The sequence below is a fragment of the Pseudoduganella sp. S-14 genome (assembly GCF_049913285.1).
In the GTDB taxonomy this organism is placed as follows: domain Bacteria; phylum Pseudomonadota; class Gammaproteobacteria; order Burkholderiales; family Burkholderiaceae_D; genus Rugamonas.
On record NZ_CP183991.1, the window covers coordinates 1,724,372 to 1,741,780 of the forward strand.

Annotated in this window: 21 protein-coding genes; 8 read left to right on the forward strand and 13 right to left on the reverse strand. The window is 62.0% G+C overall.

Annotated features, from left to right (window positions below; translation table 11 throughout):
* Positions 1-12 precede the first annotated feature (12 nt).
* From ACN9MZ_RS07990 to ACN9MZ_RS08010, 5 genes are all read right to left on the reverse strand, one after another.
* Complete coding sequence (locus tag ACN9MZ_RS07990) at positions 13-1,248, reverse strand: polyhydroxyalkanoate depolymerase (RefSeq protein ID WP_426341665.1); 1,236 nt, start codon at positions 1,246-1,248, stop codon at positions 13-15.
* Positions 1,249-1,456: 208 nt separating this feature from the next.
* Positions 1,457-2,524 carry an NAD(P)/FAD-dependent oxidoreductase gene (locus ACN9MZ_RS07995; RefSeq protein WP_426169682.1) on the reverse strand — a complete coding sequence of 356 codons (1,068 nt, stop codon included), beginning with the start codon at positions 2,522-2,524 and terminating at the stop codon, positions 1,457-1,459.
* A gap of 81 nt (positions 2,525-2,605) precedes the next feature.
* Positions 2,606-2,929 carry a ferredoxin FdxA gene (fdxA, locus tag ACN9MZ_RS08000; RefSeq protein ID WP_028100735.1) on the reverse strand — a complete coding sequence of 108 codons (324 nt, stop codon included), beginning with the start codon at positions 2,927-2,929 and terminating at the stop codon, positions 2,606-2,608.
* 139 nt (positions 2,930-3,068) lie between these two features.
* Complete coding sequence (locus tag ACN9MZ_RS08005; protein ID WP_426341666.1) at positions 3,069-3,347, reverse strand: protealysin inhibitor emfourin; 279 nt, start codon at positions 3,345-3,347, stop codon at positions 3,069-3,071.
* A complete protein-coding gene (locus ACN9MZ_RS08010; protein ID WP_426341667.1) occupies positions 3,344-4,753 on the reverse strand; it encodes a hypothetical protein in 1,410 nt (469 codons plus the stop codon). Before ACN9MZ_RS08010 ends, ACN9MZ_RS08005 begins: the two co-directional genes overlap by 4 nt.
* Positions 4,754-4,874: 121 nt before the next feature.
* Between ACN9MZ_RS08010 and ACN9MZ_RS08015 the strand changes: the two genes are divergently transcribed.
* Positions 4,875-5,156: a polyhydroxyalkanoic acid system family protein gene (locus ACN9MZ_RS08015; protein ID WP_426169690.1), complete on the forward strand. Its 282-nt coding sequence runs from the start codon at positions 4,875-4,877 to the stop codon at positions 5,154-5,156.
* Between the two features lie 130 nt (positions 5,157-5,286).
* On the opposite strand, the gene ACN9MZ_RS08020 is transcribed toward ACN9MZ_RS08015, so the two are convergent.
* The 7 genes from ACN9MZ_RS08020 to ACN9MZ_RS08050 form a co-directional block, all read right to left on the reverse strand.
* Positions 5,287-6,210, reverse strand: a complete 924-nt coding sequence (locus tag ACN9MZ_RS08020) for a GNAT family N-acetyltransferase (protein WP_426341668.1) — start codon at positions 6,208-6,210, stop codon at positions 5,287-5,289.
* A gap of 31 nt (positions 6,211-6,241) precedes the next feature.
* Positions 6,242-6,778 (reverse strand): hypothetical protein, encoded by a 537-nt coding sequence (locus ACN9MZ_RS08025; protein WP_426341669.1) that lies wholly within the window; start codon positions 6,776-6,778, stop codon positions 6,242-6,244.
* A gap of 95 nt (positions 6,779-6,873) precedes the next feature.
* Positions 6,874-7,125, reverse strand: coding sequence for an acyl-CoA-binding protein (locus ACN9MZ_RS08030; protein ID WP_028100729.1), 252 nt, complete (start codon positions 7,123-7,125; stop codon positions 6,874-6,876).
* 86 nt (positions 7,126-7,211) lie between these two features.
* Positions 7,212-7,709 carry a YfbM family protein gene (locus ACN9MZ_RS08035; RefSeq protein WP_426341670.1) on the reverse strand — a complete coding sequence of 166 codons (498 nt, stop codon included), beginning with the start codon at positions 7,707-7,709 and terminating at the stop codon, positions 7,212-7,214.
* A 116-nt stretch (positions 7,710-7,825) separates the two neighbouring features.
* A complete protein-coding gene (locus ACN9MZ_RS08040) occupies positions 7,826-8,113 on the reverse strand; it encodes an HU family DNA-binding protein (protein ID WP_057261775.1) in 288 nt (95 codons plus the stop codon).
* Positions 8,114-8,286: 173 nt separating this feature from the next.
* A complete protein-coding gene (locus ACN9MZ_RS08045; RefSeq protein ID WP_426341671.1) occupies positions 8,287-9,561 on the reverse strand; it encodes a hypothetical protein in 1,275 nt (424 codons plus the stop codon).
* Positions 9,562-9,666: 105 nt separating this feature from the next.
* Positions 9,667-11,028: a S8 family serine peptidase gene (locus ACN9MZ_RS08050; RefSeq protein ID WP_426341672.1), complete on the reverse strand. Its 1,362-nt coding sequence runs from the start codon at positions 11,026-11,028 to the stop codon at positions 9,667-9,669.
* 89 nt (positions 11,029-11,117) lie between these two features.
* Here ACN9MZ_RS08050 and ACN9MZ_RS08055 point away from each other — a divergent pair, with 89 nt between their 5' ends.
* Together ACN9MZ_RS08055 and ACN9MZ_RS08060 are read left to right on the forward strand one after the other, a co-directional pair.
* Complete coding sequence (locus tag ACN9MZ_RS08055; protein WP_426341673.1) at positions 11,118-11,621, forward strand: RNA polymerase sigma factor; 504 nt, start codon at positions 11,118-11,120, stop codon at positions 11,619-11,621.
* Positions 11,618-12,376: an anti-sigma factor family protein gene (locus ACN9MZ_RS08060; protein WP_426341674.1), complete on the forward strand. Its 759-nt coding sequence runs from the start codon at positions 11,618-11,620 to the stop codon at positions 12,374-12,376. The genes ACN9MZ_RS08055 and ACN9MZ_RS08060 overlap by 4 nt, the downstream gene beginning before the upstream one ends.
* Positions 12,377-12,397: 21 nt before the next feature.
* Here the strand turns inward: ACN9MZ_RS08060 and ACN9MZ_RS08065 are convergent, their stop codons facing one another.
* Positions 12,398-12,754, reverse strand: a complete 357-nt coding sequence (locus ACN9MZ_RS08065) for an FKBP-type peptidyl-prolyl cis-trans isomerase (protein ID WP_057261771.1) — start codon at positions 12,752-12,754, stop codon at positions 12,398-12,400.
* A 141-nt stretch (positions 12,755-12,895) separates the two neighbouring features.
* Between ACN9MZ_RS08065 and ACN9MZ_RS08070 the strand changes: the two genes are divergently transcribed.
* The 5 genes from ACN9MZ_RS08070 to ACN9MZ_RS08090 are packed head-to-tail and all read left to right on the forward strand — an operon-like array spanning position 12,896 to position 17,202.
* The gene (locus ACN9MZ_RS08070) at positions 12,896-13,864 is read left to right on the forward strand and encodes a cytochrome D1 domain-containing protein (RefSeq protein WP_426169718.1); all 969 of its coding nucleotides are present in this window, start codon (positions 12,896-12,898) and stop codon (positions 13,862-13,864) included.
* Positions 13,864-14,643, forward strand: coding sequence for a polysaccharide deacetylase family protein (locus ACN9MZ_RS08075; protein WP_426341675.1), 780 nt, complete (start codon positions 13,864-13,866; stop codon positions 14,641-14,643). The genes ACN9MZ_RS08070 and ACN9MZ_RS08075 overlap by 1 nt, the downstream gene beginning before the upstream one ends.
* Positions 14,640-15,605: a sterol desaturase family protein gene (locus ACN9MZ_RS08080; protein ID WP_426341676.1), complete on the forward strand. Its 966-nt coding sequence runs from the start codon at positions 14,640-14,642 to the stop codon at positions 15,603-15,605. The genes ACN9MZ_RS08075 and ACN9MZ_RS08080 overlap by 4 nt, the downstream gene beginning before the upstream one ends.
* Entirely contained in the window at positions 15,605-16,432 is an 828-nt protein-coding gene (locus ACN9MZ_RS08085) for an EI24 domain-containing protein (protein WP_426169726.1), read from the forward strand. Before ACN9MZ_RS08080 ends, ACN9MZ_RS08085 begins: the two co-directional genes overlap by 1 nt.
* Positions 16,417-17,202: a competence/damage-inducible protein A gene (locus ACN9MZ_RS08090; protein ID WP_426341677.1), complete on the forward strand. Its 786-nt coding sequence runs from the start codon at positions 16,417-16,419 to the stop codon at positions 17,200-17,202. The genes ACN9MZ_RS08085 and ACN9MZ_RS08090 overlap by 16 nt, the downstream gene beginning before the upstream one ends.
* Positions 17,203-17,409: the final 207 nt, after the last annotated feature.

Genomic DNA, 17,409 nt, shown 5'->3' on the forward strand with positions numbered 1-17,409 from the left:
AAGGGCAGGCCCTTAGCCGTGTTTCTTGATGAACGCCGCGATCCGCGGGCAGACCATCTCGCGCCAGCGGCGGCCAGAGAAGATGCCGTAGTGGCCGGCGCCAGGCACCACAAAGTCTTCCTGCATAGTGGCCGGAATGCCGGAGCAGAGGTCGTGCGCCGCCTGCGTCTGGCCGGCGCCGGAAATATCATCCAGTTCGCCTTCGACGGTCATCAGCGCTACGTTCTTGATGTCCTGGGGACGCACGAACACGCCATCGACTTCCCAGGTACCTTGCGGCAGGCGGAATTCCTGGAATACGGTCTTGATCGTGTCGAGGTAGTACTCGGCCGGCATGTCCAGCACCGCATTGTATTCGTCGTAGAACTTGCGGTGCGATTCGGCCGGTTCATCGTCGCCGCGCACCAGGTGCATGTAGAACTCGCGATGCGATTGCGCATGGCGGCCCGGGTTCATGGCGATAAAGCCCGCGTGCTGCAGGAAACCTGGATAGACCTTGCGGCCAAAGCCCGGATAGTTCGGCGGCACGGCATAGATCACGGTGTTTTCGAACCACGAGAACTTCTTTTCCACTGCCAGGTTGTTGACCTGGGTCGGCGATTTGCGCGGATCGATCGGGCCGCCCATCATGGTCATGGTCTTCGGCAGCTTTGGATCCTTGGCCGTCGCCATCAGGGAGATGGCCGCCATCACGGGCACGGTAGGCTGGCAGACGGAAATGACATGCAGGTCAGGGCCGAGCAGGCGGATGAATTCCTGCACATACTTCACATAGTCGTTCAGGTGGAACGGGCCTTCCGACAGCGGCACCAGGCGCGCGTCGATCCAGTCGGTGATGTACACGTCATGTTCGGACAGCAGCGCCTGCACGGTATCGCGCAGCAGCGTCGCGTGGTGGCCGGACAGCGGCGCCACCAGCAGCACGGTCGGCTGCTTGAGGGCCTTGAACTCCTTCTCGCTCAAGCCCTTGCGGAAGTGGAGCAGTTTGCAGAAGGGCTTGTTTTCCACGACGCGTTCATCGATGTGGACTTGCTTGCCATTGACCGCAGCCTGCTTGATGCCGAACTCCGGCTTCTCGTATTCCTTGCCCAGGCGATACATCAATTCGTAGCCCGCTGCGATACGCTGCGAGAACGGTGTGTGCGCAAACGGCGAGACAGGATTGGTAAACAGCTTGGACGAGGCTTCAGCCCACTGCATCAGTGGATGCAGGAGCGAGCGTTGCATTTCGTGCAATTGGTAAAGCATAGTATGTCCCGCTGAAAATTGTGGCAATGCGCAAAGATGGTTCAATTATAGGCCATTTAAACATGACCTACAGCATTCCGCAGTACCTCCCAGAAAGTACATAAACAATGGCTAAGACGCCATGATTCAAACATAATACGAGCATGAAAACAAAAAAAGCAGCGTTTCCGCTGCCTTTTTGTAGGATGCGTCCGAAGAATCGGTCGGATCAGTCGAACACTGGGGTTTCCACGCCCAGCACCTTGTGCAGTTTTGGCGAGGTGGTGGTGTACTGCATGTGGATCTTCTTGTCCGGGAAGATATATGGTGCAGCGCCGAAAGCGGCCAGCGCGGCTTCGTGGAAGCCCGACAGGATCAGCTTTTTCTTGCCCGGGTAGGTGTTGATGTCGCCCACGGCGAAGATGCCCGGCACATTGGTTTCGAACTTCTCGGTCGACACCACTTTCAGCTGCTTGCGCTCGATGTCCAGGCCCCATTCGGCGATCGGGCCGAGCTTTGGCGACAGGCCGTAGAACACCAGCAGCATGTCCAGCGGCACGCGGCGGGTCACGCCGTCGGCGCCGGTTACGCGCAGTTCAGACAGTTTGTCATCCTTGGTTTCGATGCCCGACACCTGGCCGATGATCAGCTGCATCTCGTACTCTTCGCACAGCTGCTTCATCTTCGCCACGGAAGCCGGGGCGGCGCGGAAGTCTTCACGGCGGTGCAGCAGCACCACGGATTCGGCCTTGCCGACGAAGTTCAGCGCCCAGTCCAGCGCGGAGTCGCCGCCGCCGCAGATCACCAGGTTCTTGCCTTCGAACATGGCCGGGTTTTTCACGCGGTAGAACAGCTGCGAGCCTTCGAAGGCGTCGATGCCGTCCACCTTCATGGTGCGCGGCTGGAACGAACCCACGCCGGCAGCGATGAAGATGGTCTTGGTGATGAACTTGGTGCCCAGCGAGGTCTCGACGTCGAAACGGCCGTCTTCGCGCTTTTGCACGACGGTCACTTCCTGGCCCAGGTGGTAGGTCGCGCCGAACGGCTCGATCTGCTTCAGCAGGCCGTCGGTCAGTTCCTGGCCGGTGCAGGATGGAATGGCTGGAATGTCGTAGATCGGCTTGTCCGGATACAGTTCCACGCACTGGCCGCCAACGGCGCTGAGCGAGTCGATCACGTGGGCTTTGATCTCCAGCAGGCCGAGTTCGAAGACCTGGAACAGGCCGACCGGGCCGGCGCCGATGATGACTGCATCGGTCTCGTGGAGACCGCCTGGTGGGGTGCTGACGACATTCATAATGATTCTCATTCCATCTGAATAAGCGAACACCGCGTCAGGCGCGGTGTTGCACGGTGAATAACAGGCTGCTGGAAGCGATTAACGCTTCAGCAAGTGGGCCTTTTCCTTGACGTCCTTGAACTGCTCGGCTTCCGGCAGGGCAGGCTTGGTCTTGGTGATCGAAGGCCAGTTGCGCGACAAGTCAGCGTTGATCTTGATGTATTGCTGCTGGTCGGACGGCACGTCTTCCTCAGCGAAGATGGCGTTGACCGGGCATTCGGCCACGCACACGGCGCAGTCGATGCACTCGTCTGGGTCAATGGCCAGGAAGTTCGGGCCTTCGCGGAAGCAATCTACCGGGCAAACATCGACGCAATCGGTATAGCGGCAGGCGATGCAGGATTCGGTGACAACGTGGGTCATAACAGTCCTATCTATGTTGGAGCGCTGGAAAAAGCTCAGCAAAGCACTGTATTTTAAGGCAATCCGCTATTTCTCACAATTCGGGCTTAGATACAATCTAAATAAGCAAATTCGTGGCGTGACTCTAACAGTCTTGATTTCAGGCAGCGGAACGGATCAAATCGAGCAGATTTTGCCAAGGTGGTACGCCAGTCTCGACAAAGCTTAAGCTATGTCGTCGACGGCCATCGTCGGCTGTGATAGTCCAGTGCCCCAGATCGGCGCCAAGCGGGGGTGAAAAATTTTCTGTGGACGCGAAAAAACCACTGGAGGCGAGGGCCGCCTCCAGCGCCGGACCGGCTGGGCTTGCATCCGTGTCAACTTCGAAGTGCTGGCTGAGGCCGGCGAAGCCGCCTCCACCGGTCGCGGTGATCTTCATTTTTCGACGGTCAATTCTCCATGGCGGGTACTGTAATTTTTGCACCAGGCCGCTAATGCCTGGCGCTCGGCATCGAGCACGCCTTCCAGGTCGAAGTATTCGGCATGGTTCATGGTACCGCAGCAGGCGCGGCGGTCCTGGCGCGCGTCGGGGGCGTCTTCCACCATGGCCGGCAGTTCCAGGTTTTGCGGCTGGTCCTCGGTCAGCGGCACGGGCGAGACCACCACCTCGCGCAGGGCGAAGCGGTTGCGGATGAAGTTGGCGTAGTCGACAGGCTTGCCGTCTTCCTGCGCAATGCGCAGCATCTGGTTGACCACGTCGGCATACTTGGCGTCGGCGTCGGGTGCTGCGACCAGGGCGCGCAGCACCAGGCTGCACAGGTAGCCTGCCACGCCGTGCAGGCAGGCAGCATCGTCGCGCAGACCCGGGGCGCGTTCGAAGGAGAAGATGTCGGCCAGGATGTCATAGATGGCGCCGGTGAATACCTGCGAGATCGCATGCACTTCATTGCCGGTTTCGGAAAGCTTGAGGTCGTTGTCGGCATTGCGCAGGCCGTTCGGACGGCCGAGTGCGAGGCCGAACTGTTCCGCCATATCGGCCAGGAAGGTCTTGTCGTGCAGGTCGGCCTTGGTCTGCGCGATCACGGCTTCCACCTGGTCGAGCTGGGACAGCGCGAGGAAGATCGCCGTCAGGTCGCCGAAGGATTCATGCAGGCCGCCGGTTTGCGGCGGCGCGCTGTTCAGTATCCATTTCGGTTTCAGCCCGTCCAGCACGGCGTGGCCGGTCTCATGCGAGACGATATCGAAGGAGCGGCAGGTGAACACGCGCCCGGTCGCGCCGGTCGGCACGAAGTCGCCGAATTTCAGCGCGCGGTCGCTGCGGCTGTAATAGGCGTTCATCACATTCGGCAGCCCATGCGGGAACACTTGCAGCGGATCGGTGTTGCTGCTGCTGTTCCAAGCCCAGGGCAGGGGCGCGCTGTTGTCGGCACGCGATAGCACGCGCTGGTACATGGTCAAGGTCGAGCGCACCACGGCAAAGGCATGCACGGCATCGAACTGGTCGGTGTCCGGCGCCATGATGAAGTCGCCGAAAGCATTCGGGCTGACCGGGGCAATGCCGGGCTGGCCGTACGTGATGCGGGCGTCACGCGGACCTTCCAGGATCACGCCGGGCAGGAAAATCTTGCGGGTGCCAAGTTCGCTGACGGAAGGATCCTGTTTCCAGATCAGCACGCGGGCACCGGCGGGCGGTGCGGCGGCGGGACGCGTTGGCAAGGCGGTATCTTTCAGGCGTGGCAGGCTGGGCTGCTGTAGCAGTTGCGCCGACTTACGGTGTGCGCGGTACAGGGCGGATGGTGTCGGCACAAAGCTGACAGGCAAAGTCATGCACATATTCTCATCCATGATCACTCTCCCAAGGGCGGTTGAATGACCATGGTTACCCTGTCTGTGGCACCGCCCTTTGATCCAGCACAAAGGTGCGTGCGTTAAAATAGCGCCTTTTGTGCTTTTTGATTAGCAGAGTATGGCCGATATCAACATCACCCAGGCCCACAGCCTGGAACCTGCGCAAGCGCGCGCAGCAGCAGAGCAAGTCGCACAACGTATCGCCAAGGAATTCGACCTGGCCTGCCAATGGCATGGCGACACCCTGAAGTTCGGCCGCAGCGGCGTTGAGGGCACGCTGACCCTGGCCGACAGCGCAGCCCATATGAATATCAAGCTCGGCTTCCTGATGGGTGCCTTCAAGAGCGCCATCGAGGGCAAGGTGGCCGAGAAGATGCGCGCAGTATTCGCTCCGGCCTAAGCGGCCTTGGTGGGTTCGCCCACCGTGCGCGCAGGGCAGCTTTGCGCGTCCGCCTTCGCTGGACGTCGTCTCGCATTGCGCTTTGACGCCGTGGTGGTGGTCTGGCTGGTCAAGCAAAACAGCAGGGTTATCAACTTCTTCTTTCTTCTCCCAGGAATCGATGTAAAACGTAGGCGTCGACCAGTCCAAGTTCGCGATGCCGGAAAGCTTGCGGCAAGGTGCCGGCGATGTTGAAGCCAAGCTTGCGATACAGCGCCAACGCCGCGCCGTTCGTACTGACGACGTAATTGAACTGCATGGCGAGGAAGCCTTCGCGCCGCGCCTGTGCCAGGCTGTGTTCGACCAGCGCGCGGCCGATGCCTTTCCCTTGCGCCTGCGCGGCGACGGCGTAGGTGGCGCTGGCGACGTGGGCGCCGTGGTCGGGATAGTTGGCGCCCATTTTGTACATGCCGAGAATGACGTCTCGCGCGCAGGCAACATAGGCCGGGTGGCTGCCGAACCAGTGCAACTGGAAGGTGGACTTCTCAAATCCCTGGCCAAACGGGAACGCGTCGCCGTCTGCCAGCAACGGCTGGAAAATGCCCCACATTGCATCGAGGTCGCGCGGTTCGGCAAGGCGAATCGTCGTCGCTCGCTCGAGCCGGTAGTGAACATCGACGCCATTGCTGATTTCGCCGCGCTGCCAGCCTTGGGCCAGATAGAAGCGATCGGCCCGCGTGTCGGCCGCAGTGGAAAGTTTGATGGATTGGGCGCCGCTAGCAAACAGCCATTGCGTCGCCAGATGCAGCAAGTGCTTGCCCGCGCCCAACCCTTCAAATGCCGGCTCAACGAATAGTGCCCAGATCGAGTTGTCTTCGCGCGCGGCGTAAGAAAAGCCGATTACTGCTCCTTCGCGTTCGCACACCCAGCCTTGGCCAAGGCGAGCGAGGTAATCCTCATACATCTGTTGCGTAACGCGAGCCGGATTGGAAAGCGTGTTTTCGCGCACGGCCAACCGGATCGCACTCATGGCGGGAATATCGGCAGTTGTCGCGCGGCGGAAAAGAAGTGTCATGCGTCGGGATCGGATTATAAAAAGCGCAACTCTAGCATGTCAGGTGGAAAAGGTGGCGAGCTCGCGCGCCTGTTTGCACATTGGCGGCGTGCGCTACCGACAGCGATGCGCGAACGACCCCAAACACGCTGACCGCACCTTGCGGCGCTTTGCAGACGGATAGCACCACGTCCAGGTGCTTGTCCGAGTCGCCCGGCAGCACTTCATCCTGCGACAGATAAAGCAGGGAGAAGATGCCAACGCGATCGCCGATACGATATTCGCTTACCGGTTTGGCCGCGCGCAGCGGTCTCCACGCTAGCCTGGCTGCCCGCTGGCGCTGTGGCGGGAGGGTGCCGACTGGAACGTTGAACAGGGCGACAATGCTGAAGATGATCAGTGGCGTGCGCGTGGCGCGCGAACCCTTCAGGTAAGCGATGGCAGAGCCGATTTTCAGCAGGCAAAGCGCAACCAGCAGGCCAAGAATGATGGTGCCCGCACCCGTGAGGAATTCAACGACGCCCGGGGCATTGCGTACGATTTCCGCCAAGACGTGGAAGAAGACGGCCAGGCAGGCCAGCAGCAACAAGGAAAGGAAGCCGAGGACGATGTGGTCGATCGCGGCGATCCTGGAGTGTGCAGCGCCGCGCTGGTATTGACAAGCGCGGCGTCAAGGCGGGAGGATTACTTCAGGCTTTCGATCAGGTCGATGTACTGCTGCTTGGCGTCATCCTGGCTGGTGCCGGCCAGTGCCGCCCATGCGTCGAACTTGGCGCGGTTGACGAAGTCGGTCATGCCAGGGCGTTCGCCGGTGGCGTCGCCTGCCGAGCCTTGCTTGAACAGGGCGTAGATCTTCAGCAGGGTCATATTGTCTGGGCGTTCCGGCAGGTTCTTGGAATCGGCCATCGCTTGGTCAAACTGTTCTTGCAGGCTCATGGTGTCTACCTTTGGTTAGTGGGGTGATGAAGCGCAATCATACAAAAGAAAACCGCCTTAGCCTTAGAGTATAGGCTCCAATCAGGTCAGGCCAGAAGCTGGACCATCGCATCGCCGCGCGCAGCGGCTTTGAGATAGTGGTCTCGCAGGACGTCGTAGTTTTCGAGCACATAGTCCAGGGCTTCGTCACCGTCGCGGGTCCAGATGACGTCAGGGTAGATATCCTTGCGCTCCATGTCTTGCGGATCGAATCGTGCGGCCAATTCCTCCCTGCCCAAGGGCTTGAGCGCTTCTGCAATCGCCTGCACCTGTGCGGAAACAAGAAAGCGCGACGGGCCGTATCCGATATCAGGTCCAAATTCTTCGCCGCCGATGACTGCCAGGGAAAGCGGTTCAGGCCCGCCTTCCGCCTCGCCGGTCAGCAGGTAATGGATGCCGTGCCAGGCCTTATCGAGATCGATCGAGTTTTCCGGTTCGCTGTCGCCGTCGTCGGGGAACAGGAATTCTTCGACCAGTTCCTCGTCCGCCCGCAGTTCGGCGAGCTTCGATTCCGGCAGTGCGACAAGATAGCCAACCATGCCCATGCAAATCTCCTTAACGTGATAGAGCGCCGTGTGCGGCGCACAATATAAAAACGGCGGTTCAAGACAAGCCGCTTGGGCCAGCCTTGAACCGCCGTTCTGGCGGTAAGCCTGAAGAATTACTTCTTCTTGGTTGGGTTCACAGCGGCTTTCAGCGTTGCGCCAGCCGAGAACTTAGGGGTCTTGGATGCAGCGATCTTGATCGCTTCGCCGGTTGCCGGGTTGCGGCCTTTACGGGCGGCGCGCTTGGCGACGGAGAAGGTGCCGAAACCGGTGATGCCAACGGTGTCGCCCTTTTTCAGACGCTCGGTAACGATCGCGATCAGGGTGTTAATTGCGTCGTTAGCGGCTGCGCCGGACATTTCGGTACGCTTCGCAAATTCTGCAATCAGTTCGCCTTTTTTCATTACTACCTCCTTGGTTAATGGAGCGCGCAGATTAGCACATTAATTGAAAAAAGTGTGTACCGTTTTTTGAAGAAGCCCATATAGTGACTGGCTCGCCACGAAATCTGGGGCGGTTTTTGGCGAAAACCTCAGCTAGTTTAAGCTTTTCCGCCGCGCCGCCCCAGCCTGGTGCGTCATTGTGCGGAGCCTTCAACGGCGGCGTTCTTGCCTGCCTGGGCGCTGAAACCGGCGTTCACTCCGCCGTTGGCGGAAGCGCTTTTCGGCGATTGCTGCGCTGCGGTTTGGCTACCGCTGCGGGCGCTTTTGCTGGCGCTGGCGGAACCGTTGGCCGAGCCGTTTGCCGTGGCGTTGGCATGGCGGGAAGGCGTCGCTGCCTTGCCGCTGGCGGCGCCGTTGGTGCTGCCGTTCGCCGAACCGCTGGCGCCGGAACGGCTTGCATTCGCATTTGCGCTGCCGTTGGATGCGCCGTCCGCGCTGCCGCTCACCATGCTTGTGCCGCGCGCCAGGCTGCCGCCCAGGCCGGCCGCGCCGTTGCCGCCGCCGGATGCCGAACCGGATTTGCCGCCGTTCGAAGTTCCGCTTGGGGTGTTATTGGCAGTGCTGTTGGAAGCGCCGTTCGCGATACCGCTTGCCGCGCCGTCGGCGTTGCCGCTGGCCGCACCGGCATTGCGCGCCACCTGAGCGCCCAGGGAATGTGCGCCCGCTGCGCCGCCTGCCAGGCTACCCGCCATGCCATTCGCCGCACCATTCGCAGCGCCGTTTGCTGCGCCGCCTGCGTTGCCGCTGGCGTTGCTGTTCGAGGCGCTGTTGGATGCCTTGTTTGCCGCGCCGTTTGCGGTGCCCGATGCGGCGCCGTCCACTACGCCGGTTGCGGAACCTGCACGGTGCGCCACCTTGCCGCCGAGGGTGGATGCGCCTGCCGCTGCGCCGGCCAGGCCGCCTTCCGCACCATTCGCGCCGCCATTGGCCGCGCCGCTAGCCGCGCCGTCGGCACCCCCGGCCAGGCTGCCGGCGATGCCGTTTGCCGCTCCATTGGTGGCGCCGTTTGCTGCACCGTCCGCGTTACCGCCAGCCGCGCCAGCATTGCGCGACAGGTTTCCGGTCAGGTTGGCGGCGCCGTTGGCCGCACCGCTGGCGTCCAGGCCACGCTGGTTGGCATTGTTAGCCGCCGAATCCGCAGCGGCAGCACGGGAAGCGGTAGCAGTGACATTGCCTGCTGCATTGCCGGCGATATCGGCGCCGGCACGGCTGCCGCGCATGGTGCTGCCGGCGATATCGCCGGTCATGCCGCCGCGCATGGCGCCCATGCCACCGCCAAAAGCACCGCCGATGCCGCCGCCGATATTGCCGCCCAGTGCGCCGCCGAGCGGGCCGGCCTGGGCGATGGATGCGGCGCTGGCAGCAGCGATAAAGGCAGCGCGGATGAGGGTTGCGATGTTGGTTTTCATATCAGTTCTCCTTAGTCTGGCTGCGGGAAATCCGCCGCTTACATACAGAGAACGAACCGGGAAATGGATTTCTTCCATCCATCCGAAAAAATTTTTAAATTCTTTTCAGCGGAAGGCGGAAGGGGGAACGCGCAGGTCTTCGGCCACCACGCCGCGGCCCGTGCCGTCGCCGGCTGCGCTGGCGTCGGCGGCGAGGGCGGAAACCGCTTCGGCGGCCTGCGCCGGGGAGGGGGAGTGCAAGTGGGGCGCCAGCAGCGCCGCCACCAGTGGCGAGGCGAAACTCGTCCCGCGCACAAGCTTATACGGCGGCGTGCCGATGGCAGCTGCGGCCATCTGGCTGCCTGGCGCGGCGAACATCACTTGCGGACCGCGCGCAGCTTCCGGCAGCGGGCGGCGCTTCGGATCGATGCCCGTCACGCCGATCACGCCGGGGTAGCTGGCCGGATATAAAGGAGGCGCGGCAGGCCCGTCGTTGCCGACCGCAGCCACCAGCAAGTGGCCGCGCGCTACCATCGCCTGCACCACGCGGCCCAGCATCTGGTTGGGCGGACCGACCAGGCTGATATTGATGACCCCGACCTGTTCCCGGGCCAGCCAGGCCAGGGCCTGCACGATCTGGCTGGCCGAGCCGCCGGTCGGCTGGTCGCAATATATATCTGCTGCATAGAGTTTTGCGCCGGGCGCCGCGCCGGTAAAGCGCTCGGACTTGCCGATCATCAGGGCGCCTACCGCCGTGCCGTGAGGCGCAGGACGGGCCGCTCCGTCGCAGCCCCAACGCACGATGCGGGCGTTCTCGAAAACCTCGTGGCTGCCGTCGATGCCGCTGTCCACCAGGCCAACGCGCACATCGCCGCCAACCGAGCGGGCTGGCTTAGTGCGCGGCAGGCTGCCTGCCCGCGCCGCTGCCGGAGCGGCATCTGGCGCATCGACTGCACCGGCGCCTGTATACACATGGTTGAAATCGTAGCTGCTATCAGGATCGGCGGCGCGCAGCCTGGCCAGCGCGTCCGCCGTGGCAACGCCATCGGGCACCCGCAAGGTCACCAGCACCTGTCCGACCTCCGGCATTTCCTGCCGCTCGGTCAGCGTCAGCCCGGCCGCGGCGGCTGCCGCAAGTCCGGCCTCCGATGGCGACCAGGCCAGGATTTCCTTGCGCACAATAGGAAATCCGGCGGGATCCGGTTCAAGCTGCGCCGGATGCCGCTGCAGCAATTGGCGCATGTTCAGCGCACGAAGCTGGTCCAGCGGCACCTTGCCTGGCAGGTCGGCCGTGTCCAGCAGTCTTTCGCGCAGCCGGTCGCGCAAGCCACTGTCGCCAAGGCGGGACGGCAGGCCGCCGGGCAACTGGGGCAAGCCAGGCAGGCCGATTTGCGCCGCCGCCGGCCCCGCGCCGGCCAGCAGGCCAAGGGCCAGCAGAAGGCAGCGGCAGGAACGCAACAGGGAATAAGTCGGGCGCAAGGTTGGCATGGTCGGATGATAATATAGGCTACCGGTATCTATTCTGTATCAACGACGGAGAGAGGGAAGAAAATCCCGATCCCGTTCGTTATCTTCATATGATGGACAACGATAGCGCCCTGCACGAGGAAATCGCCACACTGTTGCCGCGACTGCGGCGTTTCGCCCGTACCCTGGCCTGGCACCGCGAGGATGCCGACGACCTGGTCCAGCTCTCCGTGGAGCGCGCCATCCTGCACAGCAGCTCTTACCAGCCGGGAACCCGCCTGGATAGCTGGTTGTTCCGCATTATTAAAAATGCCTGGATCGACGAAGTGCGTTCCCGTACCCGCCGCAGCGAGCTGTTTGCGCCGGAGGAGGAAGGCGAGCACGTAGGCGACGATTATGCCGAAGCGCACCAGCAGCGCATGGCGGTGCAAAAAGCCGTCAGCCTGCTGAGCGAAGAGCACCGGCTGGTGGTCGGCCTGGTGCTGGTGGAGGGGCTGCCTTATAAAGAGGCGGCCCAGGTGCTGGATATTCCGGTCGGCACCCTGACCAGCCGCCTGGCGCGTGCCCGCACTGCGTTGCAAGAAATGTTATCGGAACAAGCGAGGACAGTATGAAGAGTTTTTCCGACGAAATCCTGATGGCCTATGCCGACGGCGAGCTGGATGAAGTCACTTGCCGCGCGGTGGAGGAAGCCATGCACAAGGATGCCGCGCTGGCGCGCCGCGTCGCCCAGCACAAGGCCATGCGCAATGATGTCTTTGCCGCCTTTGCCCCGGTGGCGGAAGAAGCAGTGCCGCCAAGGCTGGCGCAGCCGCTGCGCCAGGCCACGGTGGTCAGCCTCGATTCCGTGCGCGCCCGGCGCGAGGCCGAGCAGCAGGCTGCGCGCAAGGCCACCCGTGGCCGGCGCTGGTCATGGCCGGAATGGGGCGCGCTGGCGGCGATGTTGATGGTGGGCGTGATGGCCGGCCATTACGGCGTCGGCATGCTGCCGATCGACCGCGGCGAAACGGTGGCCAGCCGCGATGGCGTGCTGGTGGCGCAAGGCCGCCTGGCGACTGCGCTGGACCAGCAACTGGCCGGCAGCGGCGGCCCGGTGCGCATTGGCACCAGCTTCCTGGCGCAGGACAACAGCTACTGCCGCAGCTTCACCACTTCGCAGGATATGTCGGGCCTGGCCTGCAAGCAGGGCGGGGCATGGAAGGTGCAACTGGCGGTGCAAAGCCAGGGCAAGGCGCAGCAAGGGGAATACCGGCAGGCAGCGGCGGACATGCCGACGCAGGTGTTGGATGCGATCGACCAGCGTATTGCCGGCCAACCGCTGGATGCGAAAGCGGAGCAGGAGGCCGTGCAGCGCAAGTGGCAGCGCTAGGCCTCACGCCGCAGGGCTGGCTTATACGCCCAGCAGTTCCACGTCGAAGATCAGGGTGGCGTTTGGCGGAATCACGCCGCCGGCGCCGCGCGAGCCATAGCCCAGTTCAGCAGGGATGATCAGCTGGCGGGTGCCGCCTACCTTCATGCCTTGCACGCCTTCATCCCAGCCGCGGATCACCATGCCGGCACCCAGGGCGAATTCGAACGGATCGTTGCGGTCCTTGGACGAATCGAATTTCGGACCTTTGCTGCCGTCGTCGTTGCGCAGCCAGCCGGTGTAATGGACGGTGACGTTCTGGCCAGCTTTTGCTTCCGCGCCATCGCCAACCTTGATGTCGTCGTATTGCAGGCCGGATGCGTTAGTGATGATAGTCATTTGGATTCCTTAGAAATGTGGGACTTAGGCCGCGATTGTAGTCCATTCGCGGCCGATACCCATTAAATGTTGTCGGCAATAACTTAATACAAGACGTTTGACCGTAAAATACTGGTTGGCTTAACCAATAAGCGAGTTTTCATGTTCCGCAGTATCCGTAGCGCAGCAGTTTTATGTGGTTTGCTGGCAGGCGTGCAGCCTGTCCAGGCAAACGTCGTCGTCGTGCTCAATTCGCGCGATGCCACGGTCCAGTTGCTGGACCAGGTAAGCTACAAGAGCCTGCAGACCTTCCCTGTGGGGAAAGAGCCCCACCACCTGATGGCCACGCCCGATAACAAGTCGCTGATCGTCGCCAGCGCCGTGGGCAATGAGCTGGTCTTCCTGGATCCGGTGACAGGCCAGGTGCAGCGCCACGTCAAGGATATCCTCGATCCATACCAGATCGGCTTTTCGCCGGACCAGAAATGGTTCGTCGCGACTTCGCTGCGCTTGCACCGGCTCGATGTCTATTCGTATAACGGCAAGGAAATGACCCTGGCCAAGCGGATTCCGCTGCCCAAGCTGCCCAGCCATATCGCCTTCGATGCTAAAAGCACCACGGCCTTCGTCACCCAGCAGGGCAGCGACCAGGTCAGCGCGGTCGACCTGAAGACGCAAAACGTGCTGTGGACTATCCCGGTCGGCAAGCTGCCGGCGGGTATCGCCATGACGCCGGACGATAAATACCTGCTGGTCGGGATCATGGGCAGCGACTACGTCGAAGTGATCGACTGGCGCACCCGCCAGACCGTCAAGCGCATCAAGGCCGGCGCCGGCACCCACAACTTCCGCGCCCTGGGTGATGGCCGCTACACCTATGTGTCGAACCGGGTGTCGAATACCATCAACATCATCGACCAGAAGACGCTGGAGAACGTCGGTACCATCGACGTGCCAGGCGGCCCCGATTGCATGGAAATCACGGCCGACAAGAAGTACATGTGGGCCACGCTGCGCTGGATTAAAAAAGTGGCAGTGATCGACCTGCAGCAGAAGAAGGTCGTCAAGATGATCCCGGTCGGCCGCTCGCCGCACGGCGTCTTCTTCGCCAACTCGTCAGCGAGGATGTAATGCGGTGGCAGGCATGCGTGCTGGGACTGGCCGCTGCGGCGGCCGCCGGCGCGTCGACCGCCGCGCAGGCGCCCGCGCCGGCATGCCGCGGCACGATCTACCTCACCTTCGATACCGGCAGCCAGTCGCAGGCCGACCTGATCGCGTCGGTCCTGGCGCGGCAAAACGTCAAGGCCACCTTCTTCCTGGCGAACGAAAAGACCGTCAAGGGCGACTACAGTCTGGACCCGACCTGGCAAGCCTACTGGCGCGCCCGCGTCGCCGAGGGCCACGCCTTCGGCAGCCACACCTTCGACCACACCTATTACGTGCGCGACGCCGGCAACGGCAAGATCAGCGTCAAGCCGCAATTCGGCGCCCATGCCGGCACGGTGCAGGACTGGACTTCGCAACAGTACTGCGCGGAGTTGCGCCGCGTCGACCAGCGCTTCCACGAGCTGACCGGAAAGGCGCTGGACCCGTTCTGGCGCGCTCCCGGCGGCAAGACCAGCTCGCGCATCCTGGCGGCCGGCAAGGCTTGCGGTTACCAGCATGCGGGATGGGCCACGCCCGCTGGCTTTTCCGGCGACGAACTGCCGGTGGAACGCGCCTCCAATGCGCAATTGCTGAAGCGCGCCCTGGACGGCCTGCGCGACGGCGACATCTTCATGGCCCACATGGGCATCTGGTCGCGCAAGGACCCATGGGCGCCGGCCAACCTGGAACCCTTGATTGAAGGCCTGAAGCAGAAAGGCTTCTGCTTCGCCACCCTGAGAGAACACCCGGATTACCGCAAATGATTCAATTCTTCCTGGACCTGCTGGGCCAAGCCCAGGGCTGGCTGTTTGAAAACGCCATCCAGCCGCTGATCTATTACTCCGGCATGGGCGACATCACCGAAGAAGCCTTCGAAGGCACGGAATGGCTGCTGATCGGCATGGCCGAACTGCTGCTGATCTACCTGGTGCTGCGCCCGCTGGAAGCGGCCATCCCGGTGCACCAGTTCAGCGACAAGCGCGCGCGCTGGAATGACTTCATCTACACCGTGCTGCAGCGCATCGGCCTGATTCCGCTGCTGCTGTTCTTTACGCTCGATCCCGTCATGGACGCCATTTCCGGCGCCTTGCACATGGAAGGCGTGCAGCCCTTCAACCTGGAAAACCTGGTCACCAATATGCACCCGCTGGCCAGCTTCGCCATCTATCTGCTGGTGCTGGACTTTTTCGATTACTGGTTCCACCGCGCCCAGCACCAGTTCAACTGGTGGTGGGGCCTGCACAGCCTGCACCACAGCCAGCAGAACATGAACCTGTGGAGTGACGACCGCAATCATTTGCTGGACGACTTGCTGCACGATGTCTTTATGGCGGTGCTGGCGCTGGCCATCGGCGTGCCGCCAAGCCAGTACGTGCTCCTCGTATCGCTGTCCCGTATCGTACAAAGCTTGCAACACGCCAATGTTCGTATACACTTCGGCCGCATTGGCGAACGGCTGCTGGTGTCGCCGCGCTACCACCGTATGCATCACGCGATTGGCGTCGGCCATGAATCGAAGGGCCAGGGCACGCTGGGTGGTTGTAATTTCGCCGTGCTGTTCCCGATCTGGGACATTATTTTCCGCACCGCCAACTTCACGCCGCGCTTCGAAGCGACCGGCGTGCGTGACCAGTTGGCGGGCCGCGATTACGGCCGCGGCTTCTGGGCCCAGCAATGGCTAGGCCTGAAGCGGATGTTTGAATATTTGAGAAAGAAACCGAGTTAATGCGCGCTGTAATCCACGCTTATGGCAGGGCCCTGCTGTCCCAGTTCCACGGCAAGATCTTATTGCTGAGTATTGTTCCTTTCATTTTGTCAGTCGCCCTTTGGGCATTGCTGCTCTGGCTTGGCCTGCAGCCGCTGCTGGACTGGCTGCACGGCCACTTCGTGGAATTCGAGGTGTACCGCGTCACCAGCGACTGGCTGCAATCGATCGGCCTGGGCGGCTTGCGCTCGATCGTGGTGCCGCTGTTTGCGCTGCTGCTTCTGCTGCCGCTGATGATCGTGACGGCCATGATCTTCATCGGCGTGGCTGCCATGCCGTTCATCGTGCGTCACGTCGGCGGGCGCCATTTCCCGCAGCTGGAAAAGAAGCAGGGCGGTTCGATACTGGGCGGCGTCGTCAAGGCGCTGGGCGCCTTCGGCATCTTTGTCGTGGCCTGGCTGTGCATCCTGCCGATGTATATCTTCCCGCCGCTGGCTGGCCTGGCCACCGTGCTGCTGTGGGGCTGGCTCACCAGCCGCGTGATGAGCTATGACGCGCTGGCCGACTATGCCAGCCCGGAAGAACTGTCCAAGCTGCAGCGCGAACATCGCTGGCAGCTGATGTCGATCGGCGTGGTGTCCGGCCTGGCCGGCTCGCTGCCGGCACTGGTGTGGGTGGGCGGCGCGGCTGCTGCCATTGCCTTCTTCCCGATTCTGCTGGCCGCATCGATCTGGGTGTATGTGGTGATTTTCATCTTCACCGGCCTGTGGTTTGAGTATTATTGCCTGCAAGCGCTGGCGCAATTGCGCCATGAACCTTTCGAGGAAAGCCTATGCGAATCGGACTGATCATCATTGGCGACGAAATCCTTTCCGGCAAACGAATCGACCAGCACTTCCCCAAAGTGGTGCAGCTGCTGGCGGCACGCGGCTTGCAATTGTCCTGGGCCGAATTCCTGGGCGATGACCGCGAGCGCATCACCGCCACCCTGCAGCGCACCTTTGCCAGCGGCGATATCGTGTTCTCCTGCGGCGGCATCGGCGCCACGCCGGACGACCATACGCGGCAGGCCGCCGCCGCGGCACTGGGCTTGCCGCTGGTGTTGCACGAAGGCGCAAAAGACAGCATCCAGCAGCGCGTGCGCCAGGTGGCTGAAGAGAAGGGCGAGGTAGCCGACCTCACTTCGGCGGAAAATCTGCAGCGCTTGCAAATGGCCGAATTCCCGCAAGGCGCTGGGCTTATTCCAAATCCGTATAACAACGTGGCCGGATTCGCGCATGGAACACATTACTTCGTGCCCGGCTTCCCGGTGATGGCGTGGCCGATGATCGAATGGGTGCTCGACACGCACTACACCGACCTGTTCAATCGTGAGCCTCGCGCAGAGCGATCGGTGTTAGTGTACGAGGCAGCGGAAGCAGCGCTTACTCCGCTGATGCTGGCCCTGGAAGCAGCCTGGCCGCGCATCAAGGTCTTCAGCCTGCCAAGCGTGGGCGATGCGAAGACCAGGCGCCATATCGAGCTTGGCGTGAAAGGCGATCCGCCCCAATGCGAGGCTGCATTTTCCCAAATGTGCCGTGAGCTCGATGCCCTGAACGTGGAGTATGCGAAGCCCTGAATCCACAGTGTGAAAAGGGTGTTAACTGCTCTTGCAACGGCGCTCACAAACGCGTGAAGCGCCGTTGTTTTTTTGCGAAACTGATACGCGAAGTTTAAATATTTTGCGAGTTGCCCCGTGCAGTGCGCGCCGATGTGGTGCAATGGTAATCAAGCAGAAATACTCTGCGTGTACTGTCCGGTTTGAACACTATGTTAAGCAATCGTC